Below are 25,054 nucleotides of genomic sequence, written 5' to 3' on the forward strand. Positions count from 1 at the left end.
GGAGGGAGCACCATTCATGCCAATCCAGATTGAGATAATCAGCCCTGAAAAGGTTCTGGTGTCGCGTGAGGTAGATATGGCCGTTCTTCCGGGCATGGAGGGTGATATTGCCGCCATGCCGGAACATTCGCCCATGATGCTTCTTCTGCGTGGTGGCGTTGTTGCCCTTTACGAAGGGGACAAAGTGACCGATCGCTATTTTGTGGGGGGAGGTTTTGCTGACATTACCCCTGCACGATGCACGGTGCTAGCCGACAAGGCTGTGCCGGTAAGCGACATTTCCATTGATATGGCCACAGCACAGCTGGAGGCCCTGTCTGAAGCATGGGACAAGGCAGACAAGACGGATACGTCCCGCCTTGTTGTGTTGCAGGATCAGATTCAGGCAGTACGGGCAGAAATTGAAGCAGGCAGCGCCAGCTAAAATTTGTGTTCAGCCAGATTTTTAAAAAAAGCCACCGTTCAGGTGGCTTTTTTTGTGTCCGGATTCAGCCGCGGCCTCTGTAGGACGGGACATCCTGCGCGGGAATCCATACCCCAGCGGGGGCATCCCCTGTCTGCCAGAAAACATCAATGGGAATACCACCGCGCGGGTACCAGTAGGCACCAATGCGCAGCCAGACCGGGTTGAGCAGGTCAACCAGAGTGCTTGCGATCTGCACGGAGCAGGCTTCGTGAAACGCGCCATGATTGCGAAAACTGGTCAGGAACAGCTTGAGGGATTTGCTCTCCACAATCCACTGGTCCGGTACATAATCTAGCACAATATGGGCAAAATCCGGCTGACCGGTAATAGGGCACAGGGACGTAAATTCCGGCGCGGTAAAGCGCACCATATAGCGCTTGTCCGGGTTGGGGGCTGGCACACGCTCCAGCACGGCCTCTTCCGGGCTGTTGGGGGGAGCAATCTGGCGGCCAAGCTGGGTAAGCGCGTGGCGTCCATCATCTGCCGTGTTCATCATTTTCTCCATGCAGCTATGGTTTTCTTGGGTGTCCGGCTTGTCGGCGCGTTCGTCAAGTTTCGTATGGGGTATATGGGTTCTGGCTGTCTCTTTCTGGTTGGCTGGTGTATGGAAGAAACATGGCCAAATTACCCACTCCCGTCTTTCCCCAGCCCCAGCTTGTGTCCTCTACCCAGGACCTGGCGGAAGCTCTTAAACCGTTTCATGCCGAACGTTTTGTAACGGTTGATACGGAGTTCATGCGTGAGCGCACGTACTGGCCGGAGTTGTGTCTGGTGCAGGTGGGTAGTGCACATGCTGTTGTGCTGATTGACGCACAGGCGGAAGGGATTGACCTGACCCCTCTGGCAGAACTGATGGCCGATGCCTCGGTGCTGAAAGTGTTTCATGCAGCGCGGCAGGATCTGGAAATTTTTCTGCATGAGTTCGATGCCCTGCCGACACCTGTGTTTGATACGCAGGTTGCTGGCATGGTGGCGGGCTTTGGGGATCAGGTTGGGTATGACAGTCTTGTTGGCTCCCTGACTGGCCATATGATTGATAAAAGCCACCGCTTTACGGACTGGTCAGCCCGTCCGCTCTCCGAAGCCCAGCTGAATTATGCTGCGGGCGATGTGACATGGCTGCGGCTGGTTTACGAAAAGCTGGTGCGCAAGCTGGAGCAGGACAAGCGGTTGAGTTGGGTCGCTGCTGAAATGGCAGAGCTGGAAGACCCGGCAACCTTCCGCCCTGATCCGGAAAAGCAGTGGGAACGGCTTAAGGCCCGCACAGGCAACCGCCGTATGTTGGGTGTGCTGCGTGCAGTTGCCGCCCTGCGCGAGCGTGAGGCCCAACGCGTGAATGTGCCGCGCCAGCGTTTGCTCAAGGATGAAAGCCTGCTGGAAATAGCAGCCACAACACCGGGTACGGTGGATGCGCTTGCCCGTGTGCGTGGCGTATCCCGCGGACTGGCCGAAGGCCGCACCGGCATGGCGTTGCTGGAAGCGGTCAAGCAGGCACAGGCTTTGCCGGAGTCGGAACTGCCGCGTCCTGCACGGGGCAAGGGTAAGGATAACGCAAGAGCACCTGCATCTCTGGTGGCTCTGCTCAAGGTGCTGCTGACCGCCTGTTGCGAGGAGCACGATGTGGCGCCACGCCTGGTTGCTTCCATGGATGAGCTGGAGGCTCTGGCGCTGGACCCGGCACAGGCTCCCACCTTGCTGTCGGGCTGGCGGGGCAGAGTCTTTGGGGATGTGGCGCAGGCTTTGTGTGAAGGGCGTGTGGCGCTTCAGGTCAAGGGTGGGCGGGTGATCAGCGTGCCCGGCGAAAACGCGGCCTCCTGACGGAGTGACGCGCGCCCGCCGGACGGGGCACCTGCTTTAGAAGCCCATTTCTTCCCACAGGTTGGAAAGCGGACGCGCACCGTAGTGCGAGATGATTTCCGACGCAGCAACAGAGGCAAGACGCCCACATTCAGGCAGGCTGCGGCCGGATGTCAGCCCTGCCAGAAAGCCTGCGGCATAGGCATCGCCCGCACCTGTTGTATCCACAACCTGTGTTGGAACCGGGGCTACGGTGGTCAGCTGGCCATCATGCACAATCACGCTGCCAAGGCCTGAGCGCGTCAGGGCTGCAAAGGTTGTGTCCTGCGCGGTGCGGCGGGCGGCTGTGTCAAAGTTTTCTGTTTCGTACAATGCACAGATTTCGTCTTCATTGGCGAACAGGATATCGACGTGGTTCTTGACCAGATCAAGGAACGCAGCACGGTGGCGACCAACGCAGAACGGGTCGGAGAGGGAAAGCGCAACCTGGCGGCCGTTCTTGTGGGCTAGAGCCGCGGCCCGGCGGAATGCCTCCTGCGCATGCGGGGGATCGAACAGATACCCTTCCAGATAAATAATGCTGGATGCGGCAATCATGTCCGGCAGTACGTCTTCGGGGGTAAAGCAGGTGCAGGCACCCAGATAGGTTGCCATGGTACGCTGCCCGTCGGGTGTGACCATAACCACGCAACGGGCTGTGGGCAGGTTGTCAAATACCTGCGTATTCAGCGGAGCGGACGGAAACTGCACCCCGTTATCGCGCAGATCCTGCGTGAACTTTAGCCCGGCATCATCGCGCGAGACCTTGCCAAGGTAGGCAACGCGCGCGCCAAACTGTGCGGCAACAACGCAGGTATTGGCTGCGGAACCACCACCCATGACCTGCTCGGGAGCCAGAGCGGCTTCCAGTGCGTTGGCCCGGTCCACGTCGATCAGCGTCATGCTGCCGGGCGTGAGCCCCTGGCTTTGCAGGAAGGCGGCATCCGTGCGGGCGAGAATATCGGTAATGGCATTCCCAATACCGAGAATGTCGTATTGTGTGTCCTGACCGGTCATGGCGATAAAATTTTTTCCTGAAAAAATGATCTGTGCGGTTGTTTGGCTAGCGCGCTGCCACAAAAAGGGCAACAGTAAGGCTTAAGCAACATGCGCTGCTTACCGGACGGCTCCGTGCATGAAAATGTTCTGAACGAAGCCGGGCCGGTGTTGGAGCGGCTTGTTAACGTGGACTGCTGCCTGAATACAGGCGGCCAGAAAGGCGGGGGATTTTCTTGTTCAAAAGACGTAAGCCTGAAGATAGTCAGCCAAACACACAGGCACCCTCTACCGTGCAGCAGGGTTCTGCGCGTCCGGCAGGGGCATCTGGCACTGTTCTTCCGTCCAATGCGGCGGCTCAGGGTAGTTCTGCGGCTGGGGCTCCCGTATCGCATTCTGATAATTCAAAGGAAACTTCACCTATGGGTCGTGCACCTTTTCCGTCTGGTTCTTCTCTTCCCGCAGGTGCTGGCATTCCGCCTATGCCCGGAGCTGCTGCCGCCCGTGGCCTGCCCACGCAGATCCAGCCGAAAAAGGATGGCCCGGAACAGCGTACTCTGGTTGTCGGGCGCGGCATTAGCGTGCAGGGCACGGTGCAGGATGCAGAGCGTCTGGTGGTTGAAGGGACGGTTGAATCCAGCATGATCACGGCCAAGGAACTGGTTGTTATGCCAGGTGGCCTGTTCCGTGGTGGTGTGGAAGTAGAAAATGCGGAAATCGCCGGCACGGTGGATGGTTCCCTGACCGCACGTGGCGGGTTGACCGTACGTGGTAGCGGCCGCCTGCTGGGTAAGGCCGCCTGCCATCGCCTGAAGGTGGAAGATGGTGGCCAGATTACAGGGCAGCTGGAAATGCTGGCCGAAGGCAGTGCCACAACCAAAACGGCTGATAGCGCGGCTGAGCCGGTTAAGGCGATTGAAGGCTGATTATCTGCCTGTTAGCCTGATGGTGGTGCTAGTGCCACCATCAGGCATCATGCTTGGGTGTGGCTGATCAGGCTACACTGTCGCGGCGGTCACGCAGACGCACATAGGCGATCTGGGCGTGTTCCTCGCAATAGGGTTTGCCCGGAATGGGCGTTGCACCACAAAAATGAAAACCCGGTGTGCCAGGGTCGCCAATAGGCCAGCAGCAGGATGGGCCGCGGCGCTTTTGTGGTTCGGGGTCCGAGATGCTGCGCAGCAGTGTTTTGGGTTTGGCACTGGTGCGCGCAGCGGGTGCCGCTTTTTCTTTTCTGGCAGTTTTATCATCCACCGTACCCGCCTCAGTCGCCGTAGCAGGTGCTGGGGAGGGGGCTGCAACAGGTGTAGGCGCGGTTGCAGCAACCGGCTGTGTAGCAGGTGCCACGGACGGAGCCGGAGCAGCCACGCGGCTAACGGGGGCCTCCGGTGTGGGGGGAATAAGCGTGGGCTGCTCGGCTTTGTCGGCCGCTGCCTTGGGTTTGCTGCCGTTCCGCCGGATGGGGGAGGGCCGCGGCGGCAGGCCCAGCCTGTGCGCCTTGCCGACCACTGCGTTCTTGGTAATGGAAAGACGCCTGCCGATTTCCGCCGTTGAAAGACCTTCCGCCCAGAGGTCCTTAAGCTGGGCGATTATTTCTTCGGACCACTCCATTAACAGGCACCTTTGAGCATTGCATGGCGGGCTGGCAAAATACCAGTGCTTCTACGTTTTGCATATTAGGAGGATGGCACTCGTATCTCAAGCGGAAAGCCCGCAGTCTGGGTGCCCTGTGGTGTGTTCATGCCTGCAAAAAGTGGTTTTACCGGGTTTATGGGGGGGGAAGGGCAGGGACCTATGCCTAGCTCTGCACAATATCCAGACCAATATCGAGTGCCTGCACGCTATGGGTCAGCCAGCCGAGCGAGAGCACATCTACCCCGGTCTGGGCAATGGCGGGGGCTGTTTTGAGCGTGATGCCGCCAGAGGCCTCGGCCAGTGCGCGCCCGTTAATCATGCGCACGGCCTGTTCAAGCTGGGGTACGGACATGTTATCCAGCAGATAGACGTCCGCTCCCGGGCCGGACAGGGCTTCCTCAAGCTGTTCGAGGGTATCGACTTCCAGTTCCACCTTCATCAGGTGTCCTGCGTATGTACGGGCAGAAAGCAGGGCTTTTTGTATGTTGCCGCCACACAGGGCAATATGGTTGTCCTTGATCAGGATGGCATCGTCCAGCCGGAGCCTGTGGCTGCTCCCGCCCCCGGCGCGCACCGCGTATTTTTGCAGGCTTCTTAACCCTGGCAGGGTTTTACGGGTGCAGGCCACACGGGCTTTGGTGCCAGCCACGGCTTGCACAATATGGTGCGTATGCGTCGCGATGCCGCTCAGGTGTGACAGCAGGTTCAATGCCGTGCGCTCCCCAGCCAGCAGGGTGGTGGCGTTGCCTTCCACGGTGGCCAGAACGTCCCCTTGTGCAATCTGGTTGCCATCTTGCTTGATCTGGCTGAAGCGCACGCTGGGGTCCAGTATGGCAAAAGCCTGTCGGGCTCCTTCCAGCCCGCACAGAACACCACTTTGGCGGCTGCGGAAGATGGCATGCAGTTGCTGCCCCGGCTGGGCCAGCGCCTGTGTGGTGACATCCCCCCCAATTCCCAGATCTTCCATGAGTGCGGTGCGCACAATGGGTTCCCATAAAAGGGTGGGAAGATGCAGGTTTGTAGTCATGTCAGGCTCCGGTATGGGGGCTTAAATTGCCAGCATCCGCTCCACCGCCATACGGGCGGGGTGTTGCAGATGTTCAGGGATGGTCACTTCCGTCTGCATGGTTTCCAGCGCCTGACGGATGTTGGACAGGGTAATCCGCTTCATGTGCGGGCATAGGTTGCACGGGCGCACAAACTGCGTTTGCGGATAGAGTGCCGCAAGGTTGTCGCTCATGGAACACTCTGTAACCAGCAGGACTTTTTGCGGTTTGGTTTGGTCAATAAAGCTGATCATCTGTGCAGTGGAGCCTGCATGGTCGGCCTCTGCAACCACATCGGGTGGGCATTCGGGGTGCGCAATGACACTCACATCGGGGTGCAGGCGCCGGTACTGGCGGATTTCCTGCGGGGTAAAGCGTTCATGCACTTCGCAGTGGGCTGGCCATGTCAGCATTTCTATGCCGGTTTCGGCTTCGATGTTGCGGGCCAGAAACTCGTCGGGGATCATAATCACGCGGGGAACACCGAGACTTTCCACAATGCGGCGTGCATTGCCCGATGTGCAGCAGGCATCGCTTTCCGCTTTTACATCGGCTGTGCTGTTAACGTAGGTTACAACGGGCACACCGGGGTAGCGCTTTTTGAGCGTTCGCACGTTGTCTGCGGTAATGCCTTCGGCCAAGGAACACCCTGCCGTGGCATCCGGGATAAGAACAGTTTTTTCCGGGTTCAGCAGTTTTGCGGTTTCGGCCATAAAATGCACGCCCGCCATCACCATGGTAGAGGCATCCACCGTTTGTGCCGCACGTGCCAGAGCCAGACTGTCGCCCCGAATATCTGCCACACAATGGAAGATTTCCGGTGTTTGGTAATTATGGGCCAGTATGACGGCGTTTTTTTCCTGCTTCAAGTGCAGGATGGCTTCAATATCCGCCGCGTAATTGGCTTCCCATTGGTCCCGCAGCATAATGTGGGCAACAGGGTGGTATAATTCATCCCTGCTGGGCATGAGAGAGGCAGACATGGTTGTGTTCCGTTTCCCGTGCTATATATGCTCTTATTGAGTATATATAGCATTCAGGAATTGCAAGGGCCGAACCAAACACTTTTTCAGGAGATGGCAGGTAAAGGAAGTTTGGCCCCTGCCAGATAGCAGTGTTCGGCTGTTTCGGGTGCGAATTGATACAGTTGTGCTGGCCGGCCCTGTGGGGGGGAATCGTATTCCGCGGTGCGGCTGACCAGTTTTTGCTGCTGCACAAGCCGCCGGAAGTTCTGTTTGTGCATGGCGCGCCCCGCCAGAGCCTCCATGGCCTGTTGAAGCTGCAACAGGGTAAACTGCCGGGGCAGTAGGTCGAACACTGCCGGTGTGTAGCGTATTTTTGCCCGCATGCGTGAAAGTGCTGTGGCCAGAATGCGCCGGTAGTCGCGGTGCATGCTCAGGCCCGGCAGGTGCGCGCCATTCTGCCACGAGGATTCGGGCACAAGCCCGGCCTCCCATAGCAGTTCATAACGCTGGAGGCTGAGTTCATCGTTCCAGGCGTGGTCCTCAAGGCCAAAAACAGTGGTGCATCTTTGCCAGCGCTGCGTGTTACTGGCCGCCCACTGTTTGAGGCGCGAGGCAATGGTATGCAGCAATGGGCAGGTTGTCACATCCCGCCGGTCTTCCCATGGGAAGTAGTCATAAATGGAACGCTCGGCCAGACTGTGGTCGCAGTTCTGGCGGATGAACGCCATGTAGGAAATCTGCACCATCTGGTGGCCCTGCCCATGCAGGGGGTCGGCAAAGGTATAAAGCTGCTCTGTATGACCAAGCTTGAGGCCGGTCTGGTGTTCCACCCAGTTGCGCATCCCTTTTTGCAAGGAGCGATGCTCCACCATAAGCGGGCCGGACGGAAAGGAGCGGCCATGCTCCAGCGTTAGAATGTGTGGCGTATTGTTGCTGATACTGACCAGAACAGCCACCAGCTCGGTCTCACACAATACTGGCTGTGCGTTTTGGGGTATGGGGGTGGCCAAAGGACTGATCATGGCTGGCAAAGTGTCTGAACGTGTGGTGTCTGGCAAGTGTCATAAAATGAGTGCGCATGGCGCCGTGCGTGAGAAGAAGCGCACCATGCCTGCGTGGTAAAAGAGTTATAAAAGAACAGGCACGCTCAGGCCAAGGGGGAGATGGCCCGTCTGGCGGGAAATGTGTCCAGCCAAAGAGGCATGTCCTTTGCGGGGAGGGGTTTGCTGTAAAAATAGCCCTGCAGAATATCGCAACCCAGTTGTTGCAACTTGGTTTCCTGCGCTTCGTGCTCAACACCTTCGGTAACGACCTTGATACCAAGGCGTTTGCCAATGTTGATTGCAGCTTCTGCAACAACAAGAGAACTGATGTTGTTTTCAAAATTCTCAATAAAACTACGGTCGATTTTGATCTCTGTTAGCGGGAGTTGTGCAAGCCGCGACAGGGACGAAAAGCCCGTACCAAAATCATCCATGGACAGGCCAACACCAATATTGCGGATGGCAGTCAGGTTGGCGGCTGTTTCGGGGTCCTGCCGCATGGCCACACTTTCGGTAATTTCTATGGTCAGGCGATGCGGGGCCAGATTGTATTTCTGCAATACGGATAGGATCTGGTCTGGCAGGTCCATGCTGCAAAAATGAACGGCAGACATGTTTACGCTGACAATGGGAACGTAAACATTGTTCTGCTCCCATTCTATGACCTGCTGGCAGGATTTATCCAGCGACCATAAACCTATGGCTTCGATCTGCCCGGTTTCTTCGGCAATGGGAATAAAGGTGGAGGGGGGAATAAAGCCAAGTGTGGGGTGCTGCCAGCGGCTGAGTGCCTCAACGCCGCACAGGGTGCCCGTTAATGCGCAAATCTGGGGCTGATAGACCAGATGAAGCTGCATTTTCTGCAATGCTTCGCGCAGGGCAGAGCCAATAATCAGGCGTTCGCGCATATTGCTGTTGCCGCCTTTGCCAAAAAAACGGAACCCGCCACGGGCCTGCTTTTTGGTCTGCCGCATGGCAATTTCGGAAGCACCCAGTATTTCCTCTATTTCCGTGCCATCATCGGGGTAAAGGCTGATCCCTATGCTCAGGGAGGCAACCAGATCACGGCCCTTAACCTCTATGGGTTCGCGGGATATGCAGTTCAGGTCATGGGCCAGTTTGCAGGCTTTGTTGCGGTCTGCATCAGGCATGACAACCACAAAATCATCCCCTCCCAAACGGGCAACCAGATTTTGCCCGCGGCAAAAAGCGGCAATGCGTCGGGCAATGGTCTGGAGCAGGATGTCCCCACTATTGTACCCCATGACATTGTTGACATCCTGCAAAAGATCAACGTCAAGCATCAGAATAGCAAAGGGTGCCTGCCCGGTCTGTGCCAGCATCTGCCTCAGGCGGGTGGACAGGGCTGTTCTGTTCAGAAGTCCAGTTAGGGAATCAATATTATTAAAATTATTGATTTTATAGAGTGTTTTTTCATGTTCTATAATGGATGCGCAGGACGGAATGCACCCTGTGACAATTTTTTGCGGCCAGTCAGTGATTTTTTCCTTGTTGCGTGAGAAAAGTGCAAAAATACCGATCAGTTCTCCCGCACCGTTGCAGATGGCCGATGCCCAGCAGTCATGCAGATCGTTGAGCTGGCTCTGACCCTGTTTTGGGGTCCAGATCAGGGCGCAGGCATGGTGTGGGTTTGTGCGCAAGGTCTGGATATCCGAAGCGCTTAAAGCCAGATTGTCCAGCTTGTTGACCTTGCTGCTGGGCAGGCTTTTCCCCGAAAGAATGGAAAGTCCCCCCTGTGGGGTAATGTGCAGGAGTGTGGCTATGCTGTTGGGAACAAGTTCTTCCACCTTGCTGCACAGCATGTCTGCAACATCGTGTATGGTTGTGTAGTCTGCGAGTGCGGCAAAAACCTCGCTTTGCAGTTCCAGTAGCTTGCGGCGGTGGACTTCTTCGGTCACACCTTTAATAAAGGCCATGTAATAGCGTTTGTTATCTTTCCCGATCAGAGCAGTAGATAACGAGAGCTCTGCGGCAACATAATCCCCATTGCTGCGAACAAACGTAACTTCGCGCGAGGTGTTGACAAGGCGGTGAATCCCCGTCTTGCGATGGTGTTCAATATAGTCATTATGGTGCTGGCGGTGCCCCAGAGGGATCAGTAGGTCAACATTATTCCCCAGAACCGCAGATGCCGAACATCCCCACAAATGCTCTGCCGCAGCATTGAAAAAAACAATCCTGTTCTGGTCATCAATGATGATGACGCCATCAGTCGCCTGTTCAAGAATGGCCGCGTAAAACGTGTTGGTATAGCCTGAGAGCGTGAGCGGGTTTGCAAGTTCTGGCATGGACTCAATCTTTAAGCAGAAGGCTAAACCAGAGGGACATCTGCCTCATGACATTCATGCCAGATGGAAGAACCGCATTGCGCAAGGCATGGTTTGGTGTGTGAGGTCTTTTGAAAATTGAATATATGGGTGATTGCAAAGTCAAATAAATTTTGTTGAAAGTATGAGAAATTGGAAAATTATTTTTCAGAAAATGGCATGTTATATAAAACAGAACAGAAAAAATAAAATATAGTTCTAGTGTTTGTGCGTTATATTCAATAAATTTGTCAAAAATAACCAAACTCATGTCGTATATATTCCCTTGTGATGACACACGTAATGTTTTTATTGTTATCGCAAGGCGTCAAAAATGTTTTAAGATCTGGGGGAATTGCTTCGCAGCAAAACCCCACCATGAAGCTTATCGTGATTCTCATACCACCATTGTCACATTGGCGTTACAACAGTGGAGCGTCCATATATTTTTTAAAAATAGGTAAAAAAAATCTAATTTTACAGTTATTTAAAGGATAATTTCCCGCTCCTGCTCCGGGGCGGAAAAGCAGGGTTTTGCTAGCAGATCGTGGAGAAAAACAAACAAGGTAAAGCATTGCTTCATACGGTGCCTGACTGGTTTAAATGGCTTAATTTTAATGTCAGGTTTTTGCTCTGAAGCGTGATATGCAGGCATGACCCTTTATCCGGCCCGCTTTTAAAGGAGCGGTGAAGGATCAGATAGATGGTTGCGACAAGAGAGCATGAAGACAGGCTTAATTTTTCTGGCTGCTGCAATAGCTGAAATCGGCGGGTGTTTTGCCTTCTGGGGGTGGTTGCGTTTGGGAAAAACGCCCCTCTGGCTTGTGCCGGGGTGTTGTTGCCTGCTTCTGTTCGCGTATCTTTTAACCCTGATTGATACATCCGTGGCGGGGCGTGCTTACGCGGCCTATGGAGGTATTTACATTCTGGTGGCGGTTTTCTGGATGTGGCTGGCAGAAGGAGCGCGACCAGACCCGTGGGATTTTATGGGTGTGGGTTTATGCCTGCTGGGTACGGTTGTTATTTTATTGGCACCCCACGCGCGGTGAGCGATTATTTGTTTTGGCGGAGGCATGTGTATTCATGAACGCAGAGTTCTGGCTTGCAAAATGGCGTCAAAACGAAATCGGGTTTCATACTCCTTGTCCGCATCATGCTTTGGTGCAGTATTTTTCCAGGCTCGGTTTGTCTCCAGGGGGGCGGGTTTTTGTGCCGTTATGTGGGAAGACACTGGATATCCACTGGCTTCTAGAACAGGGGTACAAAGTTGTCGGTGTGGAACTGAGCCGCCTGGCGGTTGAACAGCTTTTTGCTGAATTGGGGATTCAACCCGCTGTGTTTTCTCTGTCTCCAGAAATCATGGTGTTTGAAGGTCCTGATATAAAAATTTTTGTAGCAGATATTTTTGTGCTGACACATGCCATACTCGGTCCGGTTGATGCGGTTTACGATAGGGCTGCTCTGGTGGCATTACCTGAGGATATACGCGTGCGTTATGCGCAGCATGTTATGGAAATTTCCTGTAAATCAGAACAGTTTTTGATTTGTGTTGAATATGATCAGTCCCGCCTGTCTGGTCCGCCCTATGCCGTTATGGCGCATGATGTGGAGCGGTATTACGGGCAGACTTATAATATCGAGAGTATTGAGCGCCTGCCTGTGCCCAGAGGCATAAAGGGAAAAGAACCGGGGTTTGAGCATGTCTGGATTTTGCAAAGACGTGATGCAGCGCATGCGAGTGGCCAGAAAATTTAATCCATATTTGGTTTGACTTTTTATGAATTTGGGCCGCGTGCTGATTTTTGCAAAAAATCTGTAAAATATTTGTATCCATTACTTAAAAAACATAGAGTCTCAGGCATAGCGTCGTATATATTGCTTGTGAGCTTGTTATAAAATCCAGCATATGGTCATGCGCGTGAGTCCATTCCCATCCTTCTTTGTCGTGGCTTCTCAGGTTTTCAGAGCCATAAAAAAGCCGGCAAAAATGATGGTGAGCTACGGACTGCCGGTTCTGGTTGTGGCAATCTGCGGTACAGCAGTTGAGTTTGATGAATACCAGCATGCCATTTCCAGAATTAACGAGGCTGCCCGCCGGGATAGTCAGGCTTATGCCAACCTGATTATGGAGCGGCTGGATACCCGCTTTACCGAGCTGGATATGGCGCTGGCCGCGCTGCGCGGTGCGGATGACAAGCTTGGCACTCCTCTTTCTCCCCAGGTTGAGCTGTCGCTTCGTCACTATCTGCTTTCGCGCCCGGCTTACTCGACTTTTAGTGTTCTGGGGGCTGATGGTGAGAGCATACAATGGTCCAGCTCGGAGCAGAAAAAAGCGCTGGATGAACCATTGCGGGATTTTTTACCCGTTCCCAAAATGCCACATCACTTTCTGGGGCCTGTGCATTATTCGGAAAGTCTGGGAACAGTCGTGCTGCCAATGCGGGTGCGCGAAAAAGATGTTGGGAAAGCAGGATATTTTTTAGGGTCTCCTTACCGGCTCAGCAGGTTTCTGGATGAGCAGGAACTGCCATCGGATTACCGGAACTGGGATTTTACGGTTATTGATACCCGGAGCGGGCAGTCCCTGACCCATTTGCTGCATATGCAGGTGCAGGTTCACCCTTTGTTGTCTGTAAAGCCGGAAATGGTCGCGCTGGCCCCTGTGCCGGGTTACCCGTTTGTTGTGCAGACGCTGGTATCTTCCTCGCGCGTGTGACACGCATACAGCCAGCAGGCTCCCGCGCGCTGGAGTGCGGAGGCACTGCTGCTTGTCCTATTATTGCTCGTCGGGGAGTTTTTAATCCGTCGGCGTGATCGTGAGCAGATGGCGCATTTGCGCAGGCTGACCGATTTTAACATGTTTATGGCGCAGGCCAGCCAATGTGCCAGTCAGGCAAATGATGAAGCGGGGCTTTTGCAGGAAATCTGCGATATGGCCATACGCTATACCCATTTTAGAATTGCCCTTATTGCCCGACCGGATGAAGCGCAGTGGTTTCAGATGCTCGCAATAAGCGGTGCGCGGGCGTATCTGAATAATATTGCCATTTCCGCGCGGGGGGACCTGCCGGAAGGGCGGGGTACTATTGGTCAGGTCTGGCGCACGGGGCTACCTATTTTTAATGCGTCTTTCTCAAGTAACGCCGCCCTTGCGCCATGGAAAGAACGCGCGCTCAAGCTGGGGTTGCGTTCCAATACGGCTCTGCCGATTTACAGGGATGGCAAGGTCTGGGCTGTTTTTAGTGTTTATCATGAAAAAGCAGATATTTTTGATGATCAGCTCCAGATCCTGCTCAAGGAAGTCTGCATTAATATTTCCATGGGTCTGGATAGGATTTACAGCCAGCAGTTGAAAACCGCCTTGCTGGATAATTCCCTTGTGGGGATTCTTCTTGTAAAAAACAGGGTTGTTCAGATGACCAACTCATATGTCACGCATATGTTTGGGTTGGAGCCTGATGCCCTTGTTGGTCAATCAACCGAAATTCTGTACGCAGACCAGGCCGAGTTCGAGCGTATTGCGGAGTTTTATGAGCAGCTTGCGCAAAAGCGTACAGTGCGGATAACCGGCGTGCGCCTTGCCCGCTCTGATGGGCAGATTCTGATTGCTGATTGCTCAGGCGTAAAATTGTCTGATCTGCAAAATGATATTTCTGTCTGGACGCTCGAGGATGTGACCAGCAGGGATGTCGCAAGGCGTTTGTACCATGCACTGGTGAACGCGGCAGATGCCGTGTTGCTGGCCACGGATGAACGCGAGATGTGTCGCCGGGCCTGCCTGGATCTGGTGCGGGATACACTGTTCCATGCGGTCTGGATTGGTCGAGTAAGCGACGTGGGGCATCTGGAGGTTTTATCCCATGCCGGGGAGGGTACCGAAGGGATAGAGCAGATCAACAACTGTCTGGATCAATCCTGCTCCCTGTCCCAGCCGTTGGTGATTATGCGCGCATGGCGCGACAGGGAGCTTGCTTATAGCAACGATGAACTTGCAGAGCAGGCCAATAGCCCCTGCTTTGAGTTTATACGCACCAATAACTGGCGTGCGGTGCTGTGTGCACCCATTTGGCGTGATGGCCAGATATGGGCGATCATGACCTTTGTTTCCCCTCAGGCGCAGGTTTTTGATGCGCCAAGCATTGCATTGTGCAAACGGGTTGCCAGCCTGTTGGGCCATGCGCTGGACAAGCTTGACGTGAAGCAGCGCATTGAATGCTTGCAGGAGCAGGAAGCTGCCCGCGCCCGCCATGATATGCTGACCGGCCTGCCCAACCGTCTGGCGCTTACGGAGTATCTGCCGCAAGCTCTTGCCCGTGCGCAGCGCCAGACGACCAGTGTTGCCATTGGCATGATTGATCTGGACGGCTTTAAACAGGTGAATGATACATACGGGCACGAAGCTGGGGACAGGCTTTTGCAGCAACTGGGGCAAAACCTGCAAGCCCGGATACGCCAGACAGATTTTGTTGCCCGGTTGGGTGGGGATGAGTTTGTTGTGGTGTTTGAAGGACTGACACCCACGCAGGCGGTTGAGCAGGTGGAAGTTGTGTTGGCCGCGTTGCATACAGCAGTTGAAAAGCCTTTTCCGGTTACAGTGGAGGACACCGCAACTGTTGGTATGACACTGGGGGTGGCATTGTACCCGCAGGATGGTGAAAATGCCGAAAGTTTGCTCAAACGGGCCGATAAGGCCATGTATCACGCAAAACAGAATAAAAAAACGCGTGAAAAATGGTGGTTTTTGGTGAAGGATCTTGCAGGTGACGCACCGGATGCTCCTCTACCCTGAGGTAGCGGGCTCCGCATGGTGCAAAAGAGGTGTTTTCTGTTGGCCTGAGTTTGCCTTATGCGCAACATGGGATTGATTGAAAAACCTGATGCCAGAAATACAGCGCAAAAATTACCGTTTTACTTTGTGCTAGCTGGCCCTTATTGCTACCAAATATTGTCCTGAATACAGGACTTTTCTCACAGATATAGCGGCTTCAATGGACACAAAGACTCTTTTTTCCGGCATGGCTCTGGCCTTTGGCGCTTATGCGTCTTTTGCAGTGAGTGATGCATTTTCCAAATTGCTGGCTGGCCAGCTTGATCCATTTGAAGTGGCTTTTTCTGGCGGGGTTTTTGGTTTTCTTATTCTGCCCTTTATCCGCAGGTCCGGTGAATCCTACCTAGATATCGTCAGGCCGCAAAAATGGTGCATGTGGTTGCTGCGTGCAGGGTGTGTGTTTGCTGCTACGGCTGCCAGTGTGGAAGCGTTTATGCTGCTCCCCATGCCCGAAGCCCTTTCGCTCATGTTTCTTATGCCGCTGTTTGTGACAATCCTGTCCGTGCTGCTGCTCAAGGAAAAAGTGTCATTCTGGGCATGGTTGGCGGTTGTGCTGGGGTTTGCCGGGGTTCTTATTGTTCTGCGCCCCGGGCTTCGGGCGCTGCAATGGGGGCATCTGTGTGCGCTGATCGCAGCTTTTGCCAACGCTGGCAGTGTTATTGCCTATCGTCTGGCGGATAAGGAACCTACGCGCCTGTCCCTGTTTGGTTCAAGCCTGATTGGTCCTCTGGTTGGCAATGGGCTGCTTATGGGGCTGCATGCACAATGGCCTGCCACAATGACAGCATGGGTCTATCTGTTTGGTTATGGCTTTCTTGCGGCTCTGGGGCAGTTGATGATGATGATGGCAACAGCCAGAGCGCCTGCCAACCGTGTTGCGCTGCCGCAGTACAGCCAGATGGTGTGGGGGGTGGCCCTGAGCTACCTCGTATTCCGCCAGCCGCTGGATGGCTGGACATTCGTGGGTATTATTGTGCTGATGTCTTCCGGTATTCTGAACTGGGTGCGTCAGAGAATCCGCTATGAGCGGATGGCCATGAAGGAACGCCTTGCCCGCCGTAAAGCCCGTAAGGCAGACAAGGCCGGTCAACTCGTGAGTTGACCGGGTTGGGGCCGCTGTTTCAGGCTTCTATAATTTTTGAACCAAAAATGGCGGATTGCAGGATAATGGTCATGGCAATGTGTGTGTCCATGACCTTGAACATGGCGTTGAACAGCATGCCTGTGGCAACGGTCATGGCGGAGCCCCAGAACGGCTTGGGGAGCGGACCATATGGTCCGGGTTGATCGGGGTAGTCCTGCTGAAAAATAGGTTCCACGTATGCCCACATGGCTTCGCGCAGGTTTTCTGTAGCAATCAGGGGGCGGAAGTGGGCTTCAACATCAGGCATGCCTTCTTCTGCTGTGCCCAGACGGCTGGCAACGCTTGCAAACTGGGCGTTCAGGTCCGGTAAGTCCTGTGCGGAGCAGCCGTTCTGGAGTGCTGGCCCACTCAGGCAGGGCCATAGGCCGGGGTTATGCACACTGGCGTCACCTTGCATCAGCAGTTGGTTGAGCTGCTCACCAAACAGAAAGGTCCGCCCCCCAGCCAGTGTATGGGCCATTATATCCTGCTCCGGCCGTTGCCCAGAATGTATGAGCGCCAGCAGGCTGGTTTGGGCGGCAAACCCACAAACACTCCCTAAAGCCGCAAATAGCGTAGGGGCATGTACGCGCCGGTTATCATCTTGTAACGGGCGTGCAAAATTGCGCACGATTTCTGTTGTTACAAGGTTAAGAAGGGCCGCCTGAGGAAAATCTTTCCAGACAACACCATCAGAACCCGTTGTCTGGTTTTGTGGGGCGGAGGAGTGGGGCATGCAGACAGGCCTTGGTGTTTTTGTATGGACCAAAGAGTGCTCCATAACGCGAACTGTGGTTTCCACCCAGCATGCAGGGGCAATGTTGGGGAGGGGGCTATGGAAAGGAACAGTCTTTAAAAGATTATAAAAAAGAGATGTGTAAAAATAAATCGGAATGATATGTAAATTAATAAGGTGTAACAAATTCAATGTCATGCATAAATTTCTTGATCTTATAAAATAAAATTATGTCCATTATAAAAATAATAACTTGCCTTTGTATTGGGTGTATGGGAAAAATATAGAGTGGATGCTCTTATAAGGCGAGTTGGTGCGCGTTGTGCCAGCCTTGTCCTGTTAGAAGTTACGATTGCGCACGTGTTCTGTGCGCGACCACGACGTTAAAAAGGAGCCTAGTTATGGCAACAGGCACCGTAAAATGGTTTAATTCGACCAAGGGTTTCGGTTTTATCCAGCCTGAGGATGGTGCGCAGGACGTGTTCGTTCACATTACTGCTCTCGAACGTGCAGGTATGGCTTCGCTCAGCGAAGGGCAGCAGATTTCTTACGAAATCGAAGCTGGCCGTAACGGCAAAAAGTCTGCTGTCAATCTCAAGGCAGTTTAAGACCAGACCAGCAGAAATGCTGTCTGAAGCCGCCTTTCGGGGCGGCTTTTTTTATGTCTGGGGTTAAGCCCGGTCAGGTGTGGTCTGGCGCACGTGTTAACAGATAGCTGATCATGGCTCCGACCAGACAGCAGGTAGCACTGGCCAGGAACATGGCGGGGTAGCCCGCAAGTTCAATGATAGGCCCGAGTGTAAAGCCCGAACACGCAATGGCCAGGTCCAGAAAGATGGAATAAGCGCTGAGTGCGGCACCACGGTTATGAGGGCCTGCCTTGTTAACCGCCAGAACCCCTAATGCCGGGAACAGAAGCGAAAAGCCTGCCCCTGTTAGGGCTGCCCCCAGCAATGCACTGGTATGGGACGGAAAAACACCAATAACAACCAGTCCAATCGCTTCGACCAGCAAGGAAACAATGGCGACAAACACGCCTCCGCGCCGTTTGATCTGGGATGCAAAGAAAAACCGGATACACACAAACACGATGCCAAAAACAGCAAGTGCCGTAGCCGCGCCAGTCCAATGATGGGCTGCATAATACAGTGCCAGAAAAGACGAGATGGCGGCAAACCCGATAGAGCCTGCGGCAAGGGCCGAGCCGTGCCACAGAACCAGATGCAATGCCTTGCTGAAAGCAATAGGTGTTTCAGTTGATGGGTGAGGCTGGGCTCCGTGGTAAAAGCCAATAAGAGCAAGCCCGAAGAGTGGTAATGCGGCAGAAAGGGCACCAACTGAAACCAGCCCCCCATACGGTGCAGGCAGGAGTGCAAGTGCCGCACCAACCGGTGCCCCCAGAGCAATGCCCCCGTAAGAGCATATTCCGTTCCATGATATGGCCAGTGCTGTGTTCTCGGCCCCCACGCGGTGGATGTTCCATATGATAACACCCGTTGCTGTCCAGCTTTCTGCCCAGCCCAGAAAAAGACGGCTGAGCAATATAATGGCAAGGGAAGCAGAGGGGGCATATGGCAGCAGACCCGCCCCCCCCAAGAGCAGGCCGGAGCAGACGCAAGTCAGTAACCCGCCAATAACCACGGGTTTGGGGCCTATTCTGTCCACCAGCCGTCCGGCGGAGGAGCGGGCCGCAAAGGTGGCCAGATATTGTAGGGCAAAGGTTAGCCCGGCCAGCGTTGTGCTGTAGCCCAGCGTTGTATGCACAAAAATGGTCAGGACCGCATTGGGCATGCCTATAACAATATAGACAAGCAGATTGAACAGAACGACGGAAAGAACCTTCCTGATCGGGGATGCGGCAGATGTTTGTGCGGTGGCCATGCCGTAATTGGAACAGATTTTGAACGCTTTGCACAGCAGGTTAAGCGCATGAGCAGCAATGTGATGAGTATGTGGGGCATGGAGCCGGAGAGGCCCCTTTGGTGCCCGCATGGCGCAAAGAATTCGGCAGAGTAAAAGGGGATTTTATAGACCGATCGGTCTAGTTGTATTGACTGAGCACTGTAGATACTCTATTAAATACGCATGAGTGTTGTAGAAAAGCATAATGCAGCCAGAAGGCGTATTGTAGAAGCCGCACGGTCTATTGTTGGGGAGCGTGGGTTTTCTGCTGTAGGCATTTCCCAGATACTGGAAGTTGCAAGTATCCCCAAAGGATCATTTTACCATTATTTTGATTCGAAGGAGGCTTTTGGCGAAGAACTTTTGCGGATTTACATGGATGATTATCTGCAAAAAATGGACACTCTGTTCTCACCCGATGTTGGTAATGCAGCGGACCAGCTGTTTGCGTATTTTCGCTTCTGGCAGGAAACGCATGTGGATGGGAAAACAGGCGATAAATGCCTGATTGTTAAGCTGGCAGCCGAAGTATCTGACCTGTCCGAACGCATGCGCAGAATTCTGGATACCGGCACAGCCAAAGCCATAGACCGCATTGCCCGCACCATTGCGGAAGGGCAACAGGAAGGCTCGGTCCAGCGCGGTATGGAGGCTCAGGCACTGGCGGGAGCTTTATACCAGCTCTGGCTTGGCGCGACCTTAATGGTCAAGATTACGCACCGCTCCCAGCCGTTTGAAAAAACATGGCAGGCGTCCCAGCGGCTCCTTCTGCCCTGATCCGGCGGGGTGTGTAGCTCAAACCGACCCGGTTTGGTCTTTTTTAAAATGCTTTTGTTACAAGCATGTGCGTAACGTGCAGGGCGGATATGAGCCGATCGGTCTATTTTCGTCGTTGACCGCAGCTATATCCATACATATATAGACAAGATGAGTAGCACAAACCAGCAAGCCACGGTTTTGGCGGGGTGCTGTTTGTGTGGAGTTATGGTCGTGCACTGTTGTTCCAGGTTGTGGGCGCAAGAGCGGGCAGCATCCGGCTGCTTCTCATGCGCCAACAATTAAATAGACTGGTCTATTTTTAATCGCCCCGATGTTGTGCGCGGTCGCGCATCGGGTGCGGGGTAGATTGTGCACACTTCTGCCTTGGCGACTTTTAATACTTGTGAGGAAAAAATGGCCTACGCGTCAACAAACCCCTATACGGGCGAAGTTCTAGCCACATTCCCCGATGCAACGGATGCGGAAGTGCAGACCGCACTGGCACAGGCTCACGCAGCTTATGAAAGCTGGCGCGAAACATCCTTTGCAGAACGTGCACGGGTCATGACGGCCGCCGCCGCCATTTTGCGCCGGGATGTGGATAAATATGCCCTGCTTGGCACGCTGGAAATGGGCAAGCTGTTTGAAGAATCCAAAAAAGAAGTGATTCTTTCAGCCGAAATTTTTGAATATTACGCAAAATTTTCCGAAAAACTGCTCCAGCCTGAATCCCTGCCGGTTGCCGATCCTTCGGAAGGCAAGGCTACTTTGGTGCATGAACCGCTGGGTATTGTGCTGGCAATTGAACCTTGGAATTTCCCCTTCTATCAGGTTGTGCGCATTATTGCGCCCCAGCTTTCTGCTGGTAATGCCGTGCTGCTCAAGCATGCTTCCAACCTGCCGCAGTGTGCAGCAGCCTGCCAGAGCCTGATGGAAGAAGCCGGTCTGCCCAAAGGCCTGTTCCGCAACCTGTATGCTGCGCGCCCGCATACAGCCATGATCCTGAATGACCCCCGCGTTTGCGGCGTGGCCCTGACCGGGTCCGAAGGTGCTGGCGTTATTATTGCAGGTACGGCTGGCAAAGCCCTTAAAAAGGCAACCATGGAACTGGGTGGCGCAGACGCCTTTATTGTTCTGGATGATGCCGATGTTGAAAAGGCTGCCAAATGGGCCGTGCTGGGCCGCCATTGGAATGCAGGGCAGGTGTGTGTGTCTGCCAAGCGCCTGATTGTGGCTGATGCCGTGTATGACCGCTTTCTGGAGCTGTACAAAAAAGGTGTTGCCGAGCTTAAGGCGGGTGACCCTATGGACCCAGCCACCACACTGGCTCCGCTTTCTTCCCAGAGTGCCAAGGATGACCTGCACGATCAGGTAACGCGGGCCATGAGCCATGGCGCAAAGGTAGAAGTTATTGGTGCTCCCGTGCCGGGTAAGGGCGCGTTCTTCCAGCCGCTGCTCATGACCGGTCTGGATGAGAATAACGAAGCCCGCCATTGGGAGTTTTTTGGCCCGGTGACACAGCTTTACCGTGCGAAAGATGAAGATGACGCCGTGCGTATTGCCAATGATTCGCCCTATGGTCTGGGTGGGTCTGTCTTTACGCGGGATGAGGCACGTGGTGCACGTGTTGCAGCCCGGATCCGCACAGGCATGGTGTTTATCAACCATCCGCTGGCACCAAAGGCCGATCTTCCGTTCGGGGGTATTGCCCGTTCCGGCTATGGCCGCGAGTTGATCGGTCTGGGGATCAAGGAGTTTGTTAACCACAAGCTGATCAACACTGTTGATATTGACGCACCGTTCTGATGAACACAGCCCGGTGGAAGTGATATTCCACCGGGTTTTGCAAAATGTACTGACTGAATAAGATACTTTTTTATAAAAGTATCAGACTGAAACTCCCGGACTAAAATAATTCTTCTGTGTTTCCCATGCGGGAAACCCTTTTGGCTGCTCTTCCATTCTGCGTGTTTTTTAAAGAGGTTGGTAAAACCGATGGCATCCAGGTCTGAAATTCTTATTGTTGGCGGTGGTGTGGCCGGGCTGGCTCTTGCAACGCGTCTGGGTAAAACGCTGGGCAGGCAGGGTAAGGCCCGCATTACACTGGTGGATAAAAGCTTCTGCCACGTGTGGAAGCCCATGTTGCATTGTTTTGCAGCAGGGACGGTCATGAACGAAAATGACCGGATCAGTTTTATGTCGCAGGCCAGCGGCAACCATTTTGAGTTCTGGCCCGGTGAGGTCGTCTCTCTGGATCGGGAGAAACGGCAGCTAACTCTCAGCCCTTTTCATGCGTCCGATGGCACACCGGTGCTGGAAAGCCGGACACTGACATATGATGCCGTAGTGCTGGCGGTGGGGAGCTGCGCGAACGATTTTGGTACACCGGGAGTTAAGGAAAACTGCCTGTTTATTGATAATCTGGTCGAAGCCAATTCTTTTAACGAGAAGTTCCGCATGGAACTGCTCAAGGCGTTCGCCAGCACATCCAAGCTGGATATTGCCATTGTTGGTGGCGGTGCAACGGGCACCCAGCTGGCTGCGGAATTGCATAAATCGCTCGAAATCGTGGACCCGGTCAGCCTGCATGCCTTTGGTAAGGAGCCGCCCAAACTCAGTATTACGCTGCTTCAGTCCGGTGCACGTATTCTCCCGGCTTTTCCCGAATCTGTTTCGGTGGCAGCGCAGCAGGAGCTGGAGCGTATTGGGGTAACCGTGCGCACATCGGCCAGAGTGGCGGGGGCGGATCAGAGCGGCTTTATCCTCAAGGATGGCACGCATGTGCCTGCCATGCTGCGTGTCTGGGCTGCTGGGGTTAAAGCGCCGGAAGTTACGCGTGCCTATGGGGGGCTATCGCTCAATCGTGCGGGGCAGATACAGGTTAAACCCAACCTGTGCTCAGTGGATGATAACCGGATTTTTGCAATGGGGGACTGCTCCTTTATTGTGGATGACCCTTTGCCAGCAACCGCGCAGGTTGCCCGCCAGCAGGCCATTCACCTTGCCCGGCACCTGCCTGCCTGGATTGAACACGGTCAAGAAGTGCCTGGCTGCATTTTTCATAACAAGGGGGCTATTGTTGCCTTGGGCAATTATAATGGCTGGGCGGCCCTGCCGGGTGGGCGTGTGTTGGGGGGCGGCTTTATGCGTGGGCTTTCTGCCCGTATTGGCCATATCATGCTTTACAGAAAACATCAGGTTGAACTGTACGGATTACTGCGTGGTCTGGCCTCCATTTTTGCGGACAGGATTGAAACCTTTATCCGCCCCCCTGTAAGGCTGGATTAGTCCCGGCCAAGCAGGATTAGGGGGAGTTGTAGGCCCCTGTGTTTTCCGGTTTTTGTCTTCAGGTATTTCAGGCTCCGGCCTGCTTCTGGCCTAGTTCTGGAAAGGGTAATACCGGAAGGTTACAAAAACCGTGTTGCCGTTTACGGTTGGGCGGGTTGTGGTGCCGGTATCATTCACGCCCCGAAAAGCAAATTTGCGAACATAGGTATATTGCAGGCCCGCCATAACACTACCGTAATGCCCATCCAGCAGGTGCCACCACCCACCCATTGTGTACGATATAAGGGACTGGGTCTGGGCATTGCAGACCCCCATCATCAGGGAGCAGCCCGAAAGTCTGGCATTGGGGGAGCCATAGCCATAATAGTTGCCATCTGCTCCTTCATAAACCGTGCGGTGGGCGGCTTCCACACCACCATAGGAATACAGGAGCAGGTTGTCCGTCGGGTGGCCGATCAGGCCAAGGGAGCCAATAATTTCGTGCAAGGGGGCGGGTGCGCCGGTGCTGCGGAAGGTCATGTCGGGTAACTGGCTGGGGCCGTAGCGGCCAATTCCTCTGCCTGCCAGCACATCCCCCACTAGCTGCATTTTACCAGACAGAAGCGGCACAGCCATGGAGCCACCAACACCGCCCCCAAAGGCAACCCGGGAATGCGCCTGACCACCAAGCCCCCCACTGGCCCCGCCATTGACAACAATAGTGCGGAACCACCGCGCCAAGCCGTATAGTTCGTAATGCCCGGCAGAAGTGTCCACCGCAGTCTTGAGAACAATATCCGGCGCGGCATCAAGGCTGTAATGGGCTTCGGGGTCCAGCATGCCTGTACCCGTGCTGTTATAGATTACATGCGGGCCAGACGTTTGCCCCATGGCGGGTGGAATGTTGCCGCCGGAATCCAGCGTGGAATCATCAAACCCAAGGGTAGCCTGCGGGGTTTCAACTGACAGGCCAAGCCACCACTTGCGGTGGAAGTCCTTGATAAAGCGCACCTGAGGCACACGGGTAAAGGTTACGCCGGGAATAAGGTTGCTATCCACAACAGGGGGGAGTTGTTCGTGCCTGCGCAGCAGGGTGCTGGTGTAGCCCGTGGTCAGGCTCCATGCCTGACCGGCCAGAAAGTGCAGGCCCAGATCCCGGTCGTCTGCCGCCAGATAGGCCTGTCGCATTCTGGGCACGTAGCTGTTGGTCTGCACGGCATTGGAATTGCTGCCAGAACCGCCAAAATCGCTTTCCACGTAAGCTTCAACGGTAACCCCCCGGGCGGGTCTGCCCTCAATCAGCAGGCTGAAGCGGCTGAGCTGGGCGGTCGGGCGGTATTCGGAGGCATGGGCATTGGGGTTTCCGGAGTAAGGGAAGGCACCCCAAGGGGTTGCGGGGCCTGCGGTCAGGTTTTTGTCTCGGTAGATATTGGACATATCCACAAAACCACCCAGTTTGACTGAGACTGAGCCAATTTTAAAAATAGGGGGTAGGCTGTCCACTTCTGTCTGGGTGAGCGCGGTAGGGCTGGAAGAAGACAGGTTGATGTTTTTAACGCTTGGCGTGTCCTGCGCCATGGCTGTGGGGGCAGGGTCGGCAGAAAATGGTTCGACTGGCTGGTTGTTGATCCGGATTGGCCCGGCCAGTTCTTCCGTCTGCTGGCTTGGCATGGAGGGTGAGCGTGCCAGACGTGTGTCCGCTGTGCCAGAAGCCTGTTGACCAGAGGCATAGTGGCGGGTGGGGTTCTGTTCCGCACGGGGCTGGTGGCGGAGGGGGCTACGGGGTGTCCGCTGGTTTTTCTGCAGGTCTTTAACCTGTGCTTGAAGTTGCAGAACCATGCTGCGCAATTGTGCAATTTCGGCACTATTATCCGCCAGAGCTGCGCGGGGGAAGCTCACCATGCAGCCCAGAACGCATGATAGCCCGAAATACCAGAGATCCTGCGTGTAGAGATGTAGAAAAGACTGTTTTTTCACCCTGACCGATCCTCGTGTGGCCGGCTGGAGACGATTATCCTTTCAACGCCTTACCGGTAACGAAGCAGTGATTTAACGGGTATTGCTCCAGTCTAGATATGCCAATTTGGCGACCCATCCATACAGGGCGAATTCAGGCTGCCCAAAC

At 54.4% G+C, this 25,054-nt stretch carries 22 protein-coding genes; 12 read left to right on the plus strand and 10 right to left on the minus strand.

Translation table 11 applies throughout. The annotated features are described in order from the left end of the window. Positions 1–16 precede the first annotated feature (16 nt). Positions 17–424, plus strand: a complete 408-nt coding sequence (gene atpC, locus GOB83_RS09715; protein WP_086645104.1) for an ATP synthase F1 subunit epsilon — start codon at positions 17–19, stop codon at positions 422–424. Positions 425–488: 64 nt separating this feature from the next. Here atpC and queF read toward each other — a convergent pair whose 3' ends face one another. After that, positions 489–959: a preQ(1) synthase gene (gene queF, locus GOB83_RS09720; RefSeq protein WP_086645105.1), complete on the minus strand. Its 471-nt coding sequence runs from the start codon at positions 957–959 to the stop codon at positions 489–491. 122 nt (positions 960–1,081) lie between these two features. On the opposite strand from queF, the gene rnd reads away from it, so the two are divergent. After that, the gene (rnd, locus tag GOB83_RS09725; protein WP_086645106.1) at positions 1,082–2,284 is read left to right on the plus strand and encodes a ribonuclease D; all 1,203 of its coding nucleotides are present in this window, start codon (positions 1,082–1,084) and stop codon (positions 2,282–2,284) included. Between the two features lie 36 nt (positions 2,285–2,320). On the opposite strand, the gene GOB83_RS09730 is transcribed toward rnd, so the two are convergent. Further along, positions 2,321–3,319, minus strand: coding sequence for an adenosine kinase (locus GOB83_RS09730; RefSeq protein WP_095350184.1), 999 nt, complete (start codon positions 3,317–3,319; stop codon positions 2,321–2,323). 215 nt (positions 3,320–3,534) lie between these two features. Between GOB83_RS09730 and GOB83_RS09735 the strand changes: the two genes are divergently transcribed. Next, entirely contained in the window at positions 3,535–4,224 is a 690-nt protein-coding gene (locus GOB83_RS09735) for a bactofilin family protein (RefSeq protein WP_194301366.1), read from the plus strand. A 67-nt stretch (positions 4,225–4,291) separates the two neighbouring features. On the opposite strand, the gene GOB83_RS09740 is transcribed toward GOB83_RS09735, so the two are convergent. The 5 genes from GOB83_RS09740 to GOB83_RS09760 all read right to left on the minus strand — a co-directional run bounded on the left by GOB83_RS09740 (position 4,292) and on the right by GOB83_RS09760 (position 10,296). Continuing rightward, entirely contained in the window at positions 4,292–4,909 is a 618-nt protein-coding gene (locus tag GOB83_RS09740; protein ID WP_165925909.1) for a GcrA family cell cycle regulator, read from the minus strand. Positions 4,910–5,096: 187 nt separating this feature from the next. Then, the gene (gene nadC, locus GOB83_RS09745; RefSeq protein WP_165925910.1) at positions 5,097–5,960 is read right to left on the minus strand and encodes a carboxylating nicotinate-nucleotide diphosphorylase; all 864 of its coding nucleotides are present in this window, start codon (positions 5,958–5,960) and stop codon (positions 5,097–5,099) included. 21 nt (positions 5,961–5,981) lie between these two features. After that, positions 5,982–6,962, minus strand: a complete 981-nt coding sequence (gene nadA, locus GOB83_RS09750; RefSeq protein WP_165925911.1) for a quinolinate synthase NadA — start codon at positions 6,960–6,962, stop codon at positions 5,982–5,984. An 86-nt stretch (positions 6,963–7,048) separates the two neighbouring features. Beyond that, on the minus strand, positions 7,049–7,966 hold the full coding sequence (locus tag GOB83_RS09755) for an NUDIX hydrolase (RefSeq protein ID WP_165925912.1): 918 nt from the start codon (positions 7,964–7,966) through the stop codon (positions 7,049–7,051). A gap of 125 nt (positions 7,967–8,091) precedes the next feature. Beyond that, on the minus strand, positions 8,092–10,296 hold the full coding sequence (locus GOB83_RS09760; RefSeq protein WP_165925913.1) for a sensor domain-containing protein: 2,205 nt from the start codon (positions 10,294–10,296) through the stop codon (positions 8,092–8,094). Between the two features lie 740 nt (positions 10,297–11,036). On the opposite strand from GOB83_RS09760, the gene GOB83_RS09765 reads away from it, so the two are divergent. From GOB83_RS09765 to GOB83_RS09785, 5 genes are all read left to right on the plus strand, one after another. Further along, the gene (locus tag GOB83_RS09765) at positions 11,037–11,363 is read left to right on the plus strand and encodes a YnfA family protein (RefSeq protein WP_165925914.1); all 327 of its coding nucleotides are present in this window, start codon (positions 11,037–11,039) and stop codon (positions 11,361–11,363) included. A 34-nt stretch (positions 11,364–11,397) separates the two neighbouring features. Continuing rightward, positions 11,398–12,069 (plus strand): thiopurine S-methyltransferase, encoded by a 672-nt coding sequence (tmpT, locus tag GOB83_RS09770; protein ID WP_165925915.1) that lies wholly within the window; start codon positions 11,398–11,400, stop codon positions 12,067–12,069. A 232-nt stretch (positions 12,070–12,301) separates the two neighbouring features. Then, positions 12,302–13,030, plus strand: coding sequence for a hypothetical protein (locus GOB83_RS09775; RefSeq protein ID WP_165925916.1), 729 nt, complete (start codon positions 12,302–12,304; stop codon positions 13,028–13,030). 108 nt (positions 13,031–13,138) lie between these two features. Next, entirely contained in the window at positions 13,139–15,103 is a 1,965-nt protein-coding gene (locus tag GOB83_RS09780; RefSeq protein ID WP_165925917.1) for a diguanylate cyclase domain-containing protein, read from the plus strand. A gap of 199 nt (positions 15,104–15,302) precedes the next feature. Beyond that, positions 15,303–16,244 (plus strand): DMT family transporter, encoded by a 942-nt coding sequence (locus tag GOB83_RS09785; protein ID WP_242005813.1) that lies wholly within the window; start codon positions 15,303–15,305, stop codon positions 16,242–16,244. Between the two features lie 19 nt (positions 16,245–16,263). Here the strand turns inward: GOB83_RS09785 and GOB83_RS09790 are convergent, their stop codons facing one another. Next, complete coding sequence (locus GOB83_RS09790; protein ID WP_165925918.1) at positions 16,264–17,001, minus strand: hypothetical protein; 738 nt, start codon at positions 16,999–17,001, stop codon at positions 16,264–16,266. A gap of 401 nt (positions 17,002–17,402) precedes the next feature. Between GOB83_RS09790 and GOB83_RS09795 the strand changes: the two genes are divergently transcribed. After that, positions 17,403–17,609 (plus strand): cold-shock protein, encoded by a 207-nt coding sequence (locus GOB83_RS09795; RefSeq protein WP_086645119.1) that lies wholly within the window; start codon positions 17,403–17,405, stop codon positions 17,607–17,609. A 73-nt stretch (positions 17,610–17,682) separates the two neighbouring features. On the opposite strand, the gene GOB83_RS09800 is transcribed toward GOB83_RS09795, so the two are convergent. After that, entirely contained in the window at positions 17,683–18,882 is a 1,200-nt protein-coding gene (locus tag GOB83_RS09800) for an MFS transporter (RefSeq protein ID WP_165925932.1), read from the minus strand. Positions 18,883–19,086: 204 nt separating this feature from the next. Here GOB83_RS09800 and GOB83_RS09805 point away from each other — a divergent pair, with 204 nt between their 5' ends. The 3 genes from GOB83_RS09805 to GOB83_RS09815 all read left to right on the plus strand — a co-directional run bounded on the left by GOB83_RS09805 (position 19,087) and on the right by GOB83_RS09815 (position 22,950). Beyond that, positions 19,087–19,680: a TetR/AcrR family transcriptional regulator gene (locus GOB83_RS09805; RefSeq protein ID WP_095350193.1), complete on the plus strand. Its 594-nt coding sequence runs from the start codon at positions 19,087–19,089 to the stop codon at positions 19,678–19,680. 396 nt (positions 19,681–20,076) lie between these two features. Beyond that, positions 20,077–21,468, plus strand: coding sequence for an NAD-dependent succinate-semialdehyde dehydrogenase (locus tag GOB83_RS09810; protein ID WP_165925919.1), 1,392 nt, complete (start codon positions 20,077–20,079; stop codon positions 21,466–21,468). A gap of 189 nt (positions 21,469–21,657) precedes the next feature. Beyond that, positions 21,658–22,950 (plus strand): NAD(P)/FAD-dependent oxidoreductase, encoded by a 1,293-nt coding sequence (locus GOB83_RS09815; protein WP_165925920.1) that lies wholly within the window; start codon positions 21,658–21,660, stop codon positions 22,948–22,950. Positions 22,951–23,040: 90 nt separating this feature from the next. Here GOB83_RS09815 and GOB83_RS09820 read toward each other — a convergent pair whose 3' ends face one another. After that, positions 23,041–24,906, minus strand: coding sequence for a hypothetical protein (locus GOB83_RS09820; protein WP_264802388.1), 1,866 nt, complete (start codon positions 24,904–24,906; stop codon positions 23,041–23,043). Positions 24,907–25,054 lie beyond the last annotated feature (148 nt).

It is taken from the genome of Acetobacter fabarum (assembly GCF_011516925.1).
GTDB lineage: Bacteria > Pseudomonadota > Alphaproteobacteria > Acetobacterales > Acetobacteraceae > Acetobacter > Acetobacter fabarum.

Coding starts and splice junctions, on each gene's coding strand:
- atpC (WP_086645104.1), top strand. CDS start 17: ATGCCAATCCAGATTGAGATAATCAGCCCTGAAAAGGTTCTGGTGTCG.
- queF (WP_086645105.1), bottom strand. CDS start 959: ATGAACACGGCAGATGATGGACGCCACGCGCTTACCCAGCTTGGCCGC.
- rnd (WP_086645106.1), top strand. CDS start 1,082: ATGGCCAAATTACCCACTCCCGTCTTTCCCCAGCCCCAGCTTGTGTCC.
- GOB83_RS09730 (WP_095350184.1), bottom strand. CDS start 3,319: ATGACCGGTCAGGACACACAATACGACATTCTCGGTATTGGGAATGCC.
- GOB83_RS09740 (WP_165925909.1), bottom strand. CDS start 4,909: ATGGAGTGGTCCGAAGAAATAATCGCCCAGCTTAAGGACCTCTGGGCG.
- nadC (WP_165925910.1), bottom strand. CDS start 5,960: ATGACTACAAACCTGCATCTTCCCACCCTTTTATGGGAACCCATTGTG.
- nadA (WP_165925911.1), bottom strand. CDS start 6,962: ATGTCTGCCTCTCTCATGCCCAGCAGGGATGAATTATACCACCCTGTT.
- GOB83_RS09755 (WP_165925912.1), bottom strand. CDS start 7,966: ATGATCAGTCCTTTGGCCACCCCCATACCCCAAAACGCACAGCCAGTA.
- GOB83_RS09760 (WP_165925913.1), bottom strand. CDS start 10,296: ATGCCAGAACTTGCAAACCCGCTCACGCTCTCAGGCTATACCAACACG.
- GOB83_RS09765 (WP_165925914.1), top strand. CDS start 11,037: ATGAAGACAGGCTTAATTTTTCTGGCTGCTGCAATAGCTGAAATCGGC.
- tmpT (WP_165925915.1), top strand. CDS start 11,398: ATGAACGCAGAGTTCTGGCTTGCAAAATGGCGTCAAAACGAAATCGGG.
- GOB83_RS09775 (WP_165925916.1), top strand. CDS start 12,302: ATGATGGTGAGCTACGGACTGCCGGTTCTGGTTGTGGCAATCTGCGGT.
- GOB83_RS09780 (WP_165925917.1), top strand. CDS start 13,139: ATGGCGCATTTGCGCAGGCTGACCGATTTTAACATGTTTATGGCGCAG.
- GOB83_RS09785 (WP_242005813.1), top strand. CDS start 15,303: ATGGACACAAAGACTCTTTTTTCCGGCATGGCTCTGGCCTTTGGCGCT.
- GOB83_RS09790 (WP_165925918.1), bottom strand. CDS start 17,001: ATGCCCCACTCCTCCGCCCCACAAAACCAGACAACGGGTTCTGATGGT.
- GOB83_RS09795 (WP_086645119.1), top strand. CDS start 17,403: ATGGCAACAGGCACCGTAAAATGGTTTAATTCGACCAAGGGTTTCGGT.
- GOB83_RS09800 (WP_165925932.1), bottom strand. CDS start 18,882: ATGGCCACCGCACAAACATCTGCCGCATCCCCGATCAGGAAGGTTCTT.
- GOB83_RS09805 (WP_095350193.1), top strand. CDS start 19,087: ATGAGTGTTGTAGAAAAGCATAATGCAGCCAGAAGGCGTATTGTAGAA.
- GOB83_RS09810 (WP_165925919.1), top strand. CDS start 20,077: ATGGCCTACGCGTCAACAAACCCCTATACGGGCGAAGTTCTAGCCACA.
- GOB83_RS09815 (WP_165925920.1), top strand. CDS start 21,658: ATGGCATCCAGGTCTGAAATTCTTATTGTTGGCGGTGGTGTGGCCGGG.